This is a genomic window from Microcoleus sp. A6-C6, assembly GCF_036705955.1.
In the GTDB taxonomy this organism is placed as follows: Bacteria; Cyanobacteriota; Cyanobacteriia; order Cyanobacteriales; family Microcoleaceae; genus Microcoleus.
The window spans coordinates 1-9,998 of sequence record NZ_JAUBVR010000121.1 but is presented as its reverse complement, the minus strand read 5'-3'; the positions used below and the strand labels follow the sequence as shown (position 1 = coordinate 9,998).

General features: G+C 47.3%; 12 protein-coding genes. 11 read left to right on the top strand and 1 reads right to left on the bottom strand.

What is annotated here, in order from left to right; all coding sequences use genetic code 11:
• Positions 1-601 precede the first annotated feature (601 nt).
• Positions 602-1,111 (top strand): GNAT family N-acetyltransferase, encoded by a 510-nt coding sequence (locus QUB52_RS27520; protein ID WP_332975583.1) that lies wholly within the window; start codon positions 602-604, stop codon positions 1,109-1,111.
• A gap of 35 nt (positions 1,112-1,146) precedes the next feature.
• Here QUB52_RS27520 and QUB52_RS27515 read toward each other — a convergent pair whose 3' ends face one another.
• Positions 1,147-2,721 carry an adenylate/guanylate cyclase domain-containing protein gene (locus QUB52_RS27515; protein ID WP_332975584.1) on the bottom strand — a complete coding sequence of 525 codons (1,575 nt, stop codon included), beginning with the start codon at positions 2,719-2,721 and terminating at the stop codon, positions 1,147-1,149.
• Between the two features lie 87 nt (positions 2,722-2,808).
• Between QUB52_RS27515 and QUB52_RS27510 the strand changes: the two genes are divergently transcribed.
• The 10 genes from QUB52_RS27510 to QUB52_RS27465 all read left to right on the top strand — a co-directional run bounded on the left by QUB52_RS27510 (position 2,809) and on the right by QUB52_RS27465 (position 9,929).
• A complete protein-coding gene (locus QUB52_RS27510) occupies positions 2,809-3,069 on the top strand; it encodes a hypothetical protein (RefSeq protein WP_265236388.1) in 261 nt (86 codons plus the stop codon).
• A gap of 318 nt (positions 3,070-3,387) precedes the next feature.
• On the top strand, positions 3,388-4,218 hold the full coding sequence (locus QUB52_RS27505) for a prepilin peptidase (RefSeq protein ID WP_332975585.1): 831 nt from the start codon (positions 3,388-3,390) through the stop codon (positions 4,216-4,218).
• 63 nt (positions 4,219-4,281) lie between these two features.
• Entirely contained in the window at positions 4,282-4,500 is a 219-nt protein-coding gene (locus tag QUB52_RS27500; RefSeq protein WP_265236394.1) for a DUF2007 domain-containing protein, read from the top strand.
• Between the two features lie 67 nt (positions 4,501-4,567).
• Positions 4,568-4,774, top strand: coding sequence for a hypothetical protein (locus QUB52_RS27495; RefSeq protein WP_332975586.1), 207 nt, complete (start codon positions 4,568-4,570; stop codon positions 4,772-4,774).
• 109 nt (positions 4,775-4,883) lie between these two features.
• A complete protein-coding gene (accD, locus tag QUB52_RS27490; RefSeq protein ID WP_265236398.1) occupies positions 4,884-5,837 on the top strand; it encodes an acetyl-CoA carboxylase, carboxyltransferase subunit beta in 954 nt (317 codons plus the stop codon).
• A 630-nt stretch (positions 5,838-6,467) separates the two neighbouring features.
• Entirely contained in the window at positions 6,468-6,659 is a 192-nt protein-coding gene (locus tag QUB52_RS27485) for a translation initiation factor IF-2 (protein WP_265236399.1), read from the top strand.
• Between the two features lie 152 nt (positions 6,660-6,811).
• Entirely contained in the window at positions 6,812-7,300 is a 489-nt protein-coding gene (gene psbV / locus QUB52_RS27480) for a photosystem II cytochrome c-550 (RefSeq protein WP_332975642.1), read from the top strand.
• A gap of 247 nt (positions 7,301-7,547) precedes the next feature.
• Positions 7,548-8,048 carry a photosystem II cytochrome PsbV2 gene (psbV2, locus tag QUB52_RS27475; protein WP_265236401.1) on the top strand — a complete coding sequence of 167 codons (501 nt, stop codon included), beginning with the start codon at positions 7,548-7,550 and terminating at the stop codon, positions 8,046-8,048.
• A 127-nt stretch (positions 8,049-8,175) separates the two neighbouring features.
• Positions 8,176-8,514, top strand: coding sequence for a cytochrome c6 PetJ (gene petJ / locus QUB52_RS27470; RefSeq protein WP_332975643.1), 339 nt, complete (start codon positions 8,176-8,178; stop codon positions 8,512-8,514).
• Between the two features lie 410 nt (positions 8,515-8,924).
• Positions 8,925-9,929, top strand: coding sequence for a CHAD domain-containing protein (locus tag QUB52_RS27465; RefSeq protein WP_332975644.1), 1,005 nt, complete (start codon positions 8,925-8,927; stop codon positions 9,927-9,929).
• Positions 9,930-9,998: the final 69 nt, after the last annotated feature.

Here is a 9,998-nt window from a genome sequence, read left to right as displayed (position 1 = left end):
GACCGAGACGAAAATGCAGCAATTAATATAAAAGTCGCGGGCGGATTGCCTGAGACTATAAACGGACGTGGAGGACGAAGTAAGACCACATCTAATGTGGCATCTTCCATCGAAGCGTCAACCCACCAGTTCCCTAGACAGCTTTCGTTGTTCGGGTAGATTGGAATCCCCCTGATTTATCAGTGGGGAGGATATCAAGGACATACTGTAATAGGATCTAGAAAATTTCGCCTATTTAAAAATGTCAGTCTTGCTATAGCGGGACGAGAAGGAAGGTATGATTGCGTTGAACTACCCGCAGGACAAGAACCTTTAATAGGCTTGATTCCACTCGAAGATTTAGGCTTGGAACCAGATTTGAAAAATCAACGGTTGATTGTTTTACCGGCAGAGGGGAACCAAAGCTATATTCGAGTGTAGTTTTTATAGGACTTATACCAATTTAAAATATCCTTGCTACAATAATTGAGGTTGAGTTTGTTTTCTCAAATATTATCGATGGTGCGTCGCTCGATAGATTTTTCGCCTCTTTTTGGATACTATCGATGGCGACACACCCTACCAATATCGTTGGATTGATTTGTCACTCTTGGTATTAGCTATGAATATCCGTACTGAAAAGCCAGAAGATGTAGCAACTGTTCGCAATGTCAATATTGTGGCATTCGGGCGAGAAAATGAGGCAAACTTAGTCGATCGCCTCCGGGGAATTGCATCTACATTTTCCTGGGTTGCCGTACAATCGGATCAAGTGGTCGGACACATTTTCTTCAGTCCGGTTGTCATCGCAGGAAAATGTTCTAGCACTTTGTCAATTCTGGGGTTGGCGCCAGTCGCAGTTCTACCCAACTATCAGCGGCAAGGTATCGGATCGCTGCTGATCCGCGAGGGCTTACAAGAGTGCACGCGATCGCATTTTCAGGCAGTGGTTGTGCTGGGATCTCCCGATTTCTATTCGCGTTTCGGGTTCGTTCCTGCTAGTAGCAAGATGTTGGGATGCGAATATGATGTACCTGATGAAGCTTTTATGGTGTTGGAATTAGAAAGAGGAGCTTTGCAGGATTGCAGCGGAATGGTCAAATATCGATCGGAGTTTAGTCTGTGCGAGTAGCTAATAATACCACTTGCCTAGCTCTTAAAAGTTATTTAAACGCTGCCTTTTCCCCTCTCCACCTTGGAAGCGTGCAAAGCAAAAACCGGAGTCAGTGCAGATTTCCCCTTCAAAGAAACAGCTCCCAAAGCCTCGCAATCGAAGTTTAGCCCGATCGACTCAAACACCCTTTCACCAATCAAAATTTCGTTTTCCCCCGCCTTGCTCATCAGCCTAGCAGCCGTATTCACCGTATCGCCGAGGATATTAAACTCCCTGCGCCCTCGCGGTTCCCCAACCTCAGCAGCAAACACAGGCCCCCGATACAACCCAATTTGACAGCTTATTTTCACATTTTGACCGCCGATGATGATCGGAGGTAAACTGGCAATTAGATCCCGGATCGCGATCGCCGCACTCGCAGCGCGACTTGGATCGTCGGTATGAACGTCCGGTACGCCAAAATAAATCAGTATATCCGAACCATCCAAGTGGGCCGTTACTTTTTGCAGCACGCCCCCTTTCGCTGACACCACAGCATCAATTAGCGCAAACACCCGAGAACAGCCCAGTACCAGGTTAGCTTCCTCGGCTGGCGTAGCTTTGTCCACCAACTCCGGTAAACCGATCAAGTTGACAAACATCACCGTCGGTTCGGGAAAATCCGGCGGGATTTTCCGCCTGTCGGCATTTTCAACCAGCAGTTTCAGGATGGTTTTGGGTATATAACTAGCAAGGGGTTCCACCCGCTTCACGGCTTCCCCGATTTCCCTCACCAAACCCGACACGGTGCGATCGAGCAATACTGAACTTGGCATCCGCCGCCCAGTCAAAGTAATATCGTACTCTCCAAGTAGATCGTCGGTAAAATCATCTACCACCAACAAATAACCCGGTTTCCCGGGTTCAAAACGAAATTGCTCTCCCAAAGACTCTCTAGCAGTTTCAGTCAAACACACCCGTCCCACATTCCCAGAACCCTCAGCCTGCTTGGCTTGCTGGACAGAATGCCCCAGCAGTACGTGGGCCATCCGCAGCGGCGTACCGATGTCTGCACTAATGTAGCGGCCGCAGTGGATACCCACCCGCATCCTCAAAGACAAAACACCCCGCGCCGTTTCAATATTCGCAAATTGAGCCATCGCCCGCTGCATCCGCAAACCCGCCCGCACCGCCCTGACTGTATCCTGTTCGTGCTTCCCAGCCAAAAACTGCACCAGCAGCGCATCTCCTGTAAACTCCAGCAAATCCCCCCCCGATTTGCTGACGATTTCAATCATCGAGGCAAAGTAGTCGTTAATCACCCCCAGCAGCGTTTCAGCGCCCTTGCGCCCCTGGGCTGCGTTTGCTTCCAACAGCGACGTAAACCCTGCCAAATCTGTGAATAGCAAAGTGCCTGTTTGCCACTGGTAGCGCACCTCCCCCGGGTTGGGCGGAGATTGGGAAACGGGCCTGGGTACGTAGTCGTTGAGGATGTAGCGGAGAGTGCGCAGGTGCTCGAAAACCCCCATTAGTGTTGCGGGGGACGGATCTACCCACGCACCAGCGTAGAGTTCAGACGAAAGGAGCGATCGCAGCCGCAGTTCGATCGCAGCCAAGGGAGGATTGAAAGTTAATCTATTAATTTCCACCTAGTCTATTCTTAAAAAATAAGGTAAGTTCGATCGATCTCAAGCCAACACCAATTGCTAGCCCTATACCATTATCATAAGTTTCCCGTGACCCGATACCAGCCCAACTCAGAACACCGGATAGAAATTTCCCAAAGTCACAGCTTGATCGCTCCCGATTTGATCCGAGTGGCTCGATCGGCCTATGGTATGTATTTGAAAGTGCATTCCGAGCAGATGCTGCGTCCAGCCGGTGTAGTTGTCAGTCAAGGAAGCGATCGAGGTCAGCTAATTTTTACTGCGCATCCCGTTTTATTACCGGGCGAACGTTTTGTTACTTTTAACGAAATTGAATCTCAAATGTATTAGGCCGTTGACAGTTGATAGTTGACCGTTGACAGTTGTCAGTTGTCAGTTGTCAGTTGGCAGTTGGCAGTTGATGGTTGATAGTTGGCAGTTGGCAGTTGACAATTGGGAATTGACAATTGGGAATTGGTGATTGGTAACAGCTTAAAATCAAAACCACATCGCACAATTGCTGAAAAAGGTTCGTAGTTAGGACTTTAGTCCGCATTCAAATCAGAGAAATCGCATTTATTACTACAAATATAATTGGTAATTGACACGACAAAATCTAACAACTAACAACTAATCAATCGCGACATTCAATAGTCAAAAAACAACTTAATGGAAACTATCTTTAATACCCTGGTCGCCACGATCGTTTTTGTGATCGGCTCGGCGATCGGCAGCTTTCTCAATGTGGTAATCTATCGTTTGCCTGCGGGTTTGTCGGTGATACATCCTCCTTCTCGCTGTCCCAAATGTTTAAATCAACTCAGAACTTACGAAAATATACCCGTGTTTGGTTGGCTGTGGCTGCGGGGACGCTGCAATCACTGCCACAGTCGGATTTCTGCCCGCTATCCGCTGGTGGAAGTATCTATGGGTTTGCTATTTTTGCTAATCTTCTGGCAGTTTGGGATCGCAGTGCAAACTCTGGGTTTGTGGGTTTTGTTTAGCTGGCTGTTGGCTTTGTCTTTGATTGACTGCGATACAATGACTTTGCCTAATTCTTTGACTCGATCGGGTTTGGTGCTCGGATTGGTTTTCCAAATCGCCAAAGGTTGGTGGCCGACATTTAGCCCGATCGACTCCGTACACTATCTTGTACTAGACGGAATTTTGGGTGCAGTTGTCGGGTTGTGGCTGTTTGATGCGATCGGACTTGCAGGATCGATCGGCTTCGGGCAAACTGCTATGGGTGGCGGGGATACCAAATTAGCCGCCTTGATGGGAGCTTGGTTGGGCTGGAAACTCTTGCTGCTAGCGGGATTTATCGCCTGTGTAATCGGGGCTTTTGTTGGTGGTGGGGCGATCGCCCTTAGATTGCTCGATCGCCGTCAACCCATGCCCTTCGGCCCTTGTCTAGCACTCGGTGCAGCAATTACGGCTCTCTGGGGCGAACCGATCTTATCTACTTACTTGCAGTTGTTTTTCCCGAATTTGGGTTTGTGATCTGCGGCTACAAAGCGCGATCGAACTTTATAATATCGGTTCATAAATTGGTAAAATTATCCCGTGTCTTGGATTACACTTAAAACCACTAGCTTTCGTTGGGAAGCGGAATTAATGCAGCAGCTCCTGGCTGCTCATCAAATCCCCGCTCGGATTGTAGACTTGGGTATAGCATCTTATTTAGGCGCAGGAAGTGCTACAGCCCTCCAAGTTCTTCCAGAACACCAGCAAACTGCATCGCTGCTGATCAGTCCAGTTGAAGATGAGCCAGAACAAGAGTGATTAGTTATTAGTCAATAGTCATTAGTCAACAGTCATTAGTCAATAGTAGATAATTGATATCTTTGACATGAGCATCGGAATAATAACGTTCAGAGTGCAGCGCGAGTATCCCACGCAGCCGAGCGAGACCTTCGCCCTGTCAGCGCGGGCAGTTTATATAGCGGTTCTCAAGCGTGGTGAGGATAGCCCGATGCCGGATGCCCGATGCCCGATGCCCGATGCCCGAAGCGTACCTAATCTTTCTGAGAAAGGCTATAGTATAATTCCTCTGTAGTGCGGACTTGATATAACAACTGGCAATTGACAACTAACAACTAACAATTACCAATTACCAATTCCCAATTACCAATTACCAACTACCAATTACCAATTCCTAAGTTTTAATGTCTCTATTTGATTGGTTTGCAAATCGACGAAAATCAGTACCGAACTCCCAAGAACGGCCGGAACGAGAAATTGCCGACGGACTTTGGCATAAATGCCCAGCTTGCGATGCCCTGAGTTATACCAAAGACCTGCGAGCAAATCAAATGGTTTGCTTGGAATGCGGGCATCATATCAGAGTTTACAGTGACGATCGCATCGAGCAGTTGATCGACCCCAATACCTGGATGCCCATTAACGAAGGTCTCCACGCCACCGATCCCCTAAAATTTCGCGATCGCAAAAAATATAGCGATCGACTCCGCGAATTTCAAGAAAAAACAGGCCACCTAGACGCCGTAGAAACAGGCATCGGTAAACTCGAAAATTTGCCCGTCGCCCTCGGAGTCATGGAATTTCAGTTCATCGGCGGGAGCATGGGCTCAGTTGTCGGAGAAAAACTGACTCGCCTCATCGAACACGCCACGCGGGAACGCTTACCAGCGATCATTGTCTGCGCTTCCGGCGGCGCGAGAATGCAGGAAGGAATGCTCAGCTTGATGCAAATGGCCAAGATTTCCGGGGCCCTGGAGCGCCACCGGGAAGCGAGACTGCTTTACATCCCAATTTTGACGCACCCGACCACCGGCGGCGTCACAGCCAGTTTTGCCATGCTGGGAGACATTATAATTGCAGAGCCAAAAGCTACAGTAGCCTTTACGGGCGGCCGGGTAATCGAGCAAACTCTGCGCGAAAAGCTGCCGGAAAATTATCAAACTTCCGAATACTCCTTCGCCCACGGTTTTGTAGACTTGATCGTACCCCGGACTCAATTAAAGAAAACTCTCGCTGGGCTGATCAGCCTCCACCAGCCCCAGCCTTTCTTGGCAAACTCGGAATTCCCCGCCCACGAGGCCAGCGACAGCTACCACCCTGTGCCCGCGCCGACTCACGCTTTCAAGCTTTCTCCCTAAGCTATTGCGCCTCCTGACTCCTGTCGTGGAGTCTGTAGGAGAGACTAGACTTGAATTGCCAGCCCTAGCTAGGACGATGCTCAGAGCATCGTCCCACAAAAATCATTTTTTCTTGTGGGGTGGGCACGCGAGCCCGCCCAAAAGTCTGATTAAAAGAACTTTTGCAATCTTGTCTACCAAAATTTCAGAGGAATTGCCAAAAAAACCCGGTTTCTTAGAAAAATATTAAGTTTAGTAGCGAGAAATGCACGCAGATACCGGGTGTTTAGCCCCGCGCGCCCAAGTCCTATTGATAATAAAGACGCGGCAATGGGATGATATTGGTTGGAAGTTGATGGGCTGTGAAGTTTAGGTAAGCAAAAATGCTTAGTGGCAGTTAGCGGTTAGTTAGCTGGCGATCGAACAAAATCTCAGACGAAACTAACAAATGGCAGCTAACAGCGCTTGTTAACAGTTGACAGTTGACAGTTGACAGTTGACAGCGAAGTTTTTAGGCAGGGGATTTAAGCCCCAGCCTAAAAACAATCCACCTAAAGGTGGGGGCTTAAATCCCCTGTGCTTTAGTTAAATTGTCCAGCTTTCAGTCAATAGCCGTTAACTCAATTTTGACCAGTCAGCGACCTAAAAATTATGGGTTTTGCAGACCTGTCCATCGCAGAAATAGCAGAGGACTTCAACGTCCCTGTTGAAGACGTGCTCCGCTTGTGTGACGAGTTGGAAATTGCCTACAAACACCCTCAAACCCGTTTGGCTTTGGAGGATGTTAAGGCAATTATGTCAACTCTCGAAAAAAGGCGCGACTCAAAACGAATTACAGATTAGATCGATCGCAAAATTCCTTTACCTTTATAAGGTACGGCTGCACAAACTTTCGCCAGTTGTCGCAGCAGGAAGGAATTTTGAACAGAAATCTGTTTGCCAGCGAGGCGCTCTCTTAGCGTTCAATAATTTGCCCGATTTTTTTAAGGAGAACCATGCTTAAAAGATATTTCATTGCTCTGACCGCTGTATTCTTGACATTTCAGTTATTTGTCAGCAGTGCGATGGCTGTCGAACTGAGTCCTGAGCTTCGCACTGTGACTTTGAATGACAAAGGCGCTCCAGTGGTGCTGAGCCTCAAACAAGTTCAGCAAGGGAAACGCTTGTTTAACTCGGCTTGCGCTCAATGTCACGCTGCGGGCATGACAAAAACTGACCCGAATTTGAACTTGAGTCCCGAAACTCTGGCTTTGGCAAACCCGCCCCGCAATAATATTGACTCGCTGGTGGACTATATGAAAAATCCCACGACTTATGACGGGTTTCAGGAAATTTCCGAAGTGCATCCGAGCATGAAGAGTGCAGATATTTTCCCTGAGATGAGAAATCTCTCGGATGATGATTTGTATGCGATTGCCGGTCATATTCTGTTGCAACCGAAAATTGTCGGCAAGCAGTGGGCTGGCGGTAAAGGCGCTCGCTAATCAATTTGAAATTTGAGATTTGGGATTTTGGATTGAGAGGGGCTGGGATTGGGCAAGGATTGCTGGCTGGCCGTTTTTCTATCGAAAATCTGAAATCTCAAATTTACCTCTTGCTGATTGATTCTCCCCAGTCGAACCCGCTGACTTAAGCTTGTGGACTGGTTGATGCTGACGAAAGCCAGAGTGCAACAAGAAAATTCGATTTTGTGAGCAAATGTTAGTGAATTATTGACTTTTCTACGCCCTTATGCTGCATCGTGGTGTTTTTCTCTGCTTTCTATTGGGGATGTTAATTATTTTGCCGCTCGTGCTGCTGGCTCCTCAACCTGTTTTGGCTGCTACCGATTCTTACGTGAATAGATATTTACAAGCCAGGGAACCTGTAGCAATGGAATTGGACGCTGAGGGAAACACTCGGTTGTTTTCGCCTCAGGATTTTTCTGTCGGCAAGGTGTTGTTCCAGAATAATTGCCTGAATTGTCACGTCGGAGGAGCAACTTTGCCTGATCCGATGATATCTCTGTCTTTGGCAGATCTCAAGGGGGCAACGCCTCCCCGCAGCAACATCAATAGTTTGGTGTCGTATTTGAGAGAGCCGATGACTTATGACGGCAGTGAGGACACTTTTTGGTGCCGCCAAGTACCCGAAAGCTGGATGCCGCAGACTGAGATTGAAAATTTGGCGGCTTTTGTGCTCCGGGCGGCTCAGAAAGCTCCAGGCTGGGGCGTGGATAATTTTGAGAGTTGAACTGCCGCTGCGACCAAGTGGTAGATTACTCGAAAAATCCCGATCGCGACTGCGTGTTTGTGCCTGATTAAACAGGTAAAATAACTAAAGAACCACCTTCAAAGGTGTCCATTAGAGGAGAACTGTGTTGAAAAGACTCTTATCGATCGCCCTGTTAGCGATCGCAATTTTTACCGTCGGCTTCGGCAGCCCTGCTTTGGCCGCCGATGCTGCTAACGGAGCTAAGCTCTTTAGCGCCAACTGTGCTGCTTGTCACATCGGTGGCGGCAACGTCGTTATGGGAATGAAAACCTTGAAAAAGGATGCTCTGGAAAAGTACGGCATGAATTCCATCGAAGCTATCACCACTCAGATAATTAAGGGCAAAAGTGCTATGCCTGCTTTTCTGGGTCGTTTGAAGCCCGAACAAATCGATGATATCGCTGCCTACGTGCTCGAACAATCTGGCAAAGACTGGAAAGGCTAAACTGCCTCTTTGAAGTCGGACAAGCTGGACTTGATTTAATTTAAAACTTGTCCTCCCGATCGCACCCTCTCTCTCTCTTTGGCGAATAAATGTCGGTTTGGAGCGATCTTAACCTATTTGGGAAAGCGCGCCAGAAATCGGATTTTTATTTGCCCAAGCGCGAGGGAGGGCAATTCGATTTTAGATTTTAGATTTTAGATGGGAGATTGAAGATTTTAGAATTGAAGATTTTAGAATTGAAGATTTTAGAATGAAAATTGGTGATTTTGTATAAATTGTCAAGCACATTACATTAAGAATTATTATTGCTGGTGTATAAATTAAAAGTCGGTGCTAGGATATAACCCCTGATTAGCAAAGCATTGAAATCAAAAATAAAGTCGATCGCAAAAGTGGACTCTACATCTACCATGAACGTAAAAAAATCAGCAAAAGTTAAAACTCTCGGAGATGCAGCCTCTGGTGCAATTGACAAGTATTTCCGCAAAACAATAGCCCACGAGGCTGAAGTTATCCAAGACAAAAATGCAGAAGAACTTCACCAAATGCGCGTAGGATTGCGGCGTTTGCGATCGGCTATAACGGGTTTTGCCCCGGTTTTAGACTTGCCAAAAGAAGCTTCTGAACGCAAAATTGGTAAGGTGGGGCGGATTCTGGGAACGCTCAGGGACTTGGACGTGATGCTCGAAAGTCTCCAAAACCGCTATTATCCGAATTTGCCGCCCCAGGAGCAGGAAGTTTTGGATGAGGCTGTATTCGATTTACTCAAACAGCGGCGCCGGGCTTTGAAAGGGGTGAGGGCTGTTTTGGAGCGCAAAAGTTACCAATCGCTGAAAAAGTCGATCGAGGATTGGCTGGAAAAACCGCAGTTTCGGGCGATCGAACATTTGCCAATTGCTGAGGTTTTGCCGGATTTACTGTTACCTCAAGTCAGCGAGTTTTTCCTGCATCCGGCTTGGCTGCTGGGCACAGAATATGAGGATGGCAAAGTTAAAGTTTGTGAGGATTTGAATGAGTCGGCTGTGGAAGAGAAGTTAGCAGCGGAGGGAACTATTCTGCATGATTTGCGGAAACAAGCTAAGCGGGTTCGCTATTTGATGAATCTGTTTGGCGATTTTTACGGCCCGGCTTATGAAGGTTATGTCGAAGATGTGAAAGCTGTTCAGGAATGTTTGGGTGATATTCAAGACAGTCAAGTTTTAGGGGAATTTTTGACGGATTTTGTCGATCGCGATTTGCAAAAAAAGTTGCCTAAACTGGCTGGTTTGTTGGCAGAAAAACGCTACGCAGCTTGGCAAAAATGGCAGGTTTTGCAGCGCAAGTATTTGAATTCGGAAGTTCGACAAGGTTTGCGATCGACTTTAATTCATCCTGTGATTAAAGATGCTGCTAATGGGGATTCGCCGGCAGGGTAAGAGCATCTAATTTGGTATAAAATGTACTTGAAAAATTACTTCAGTCATGGTAATAGGCAGGTGAAAATA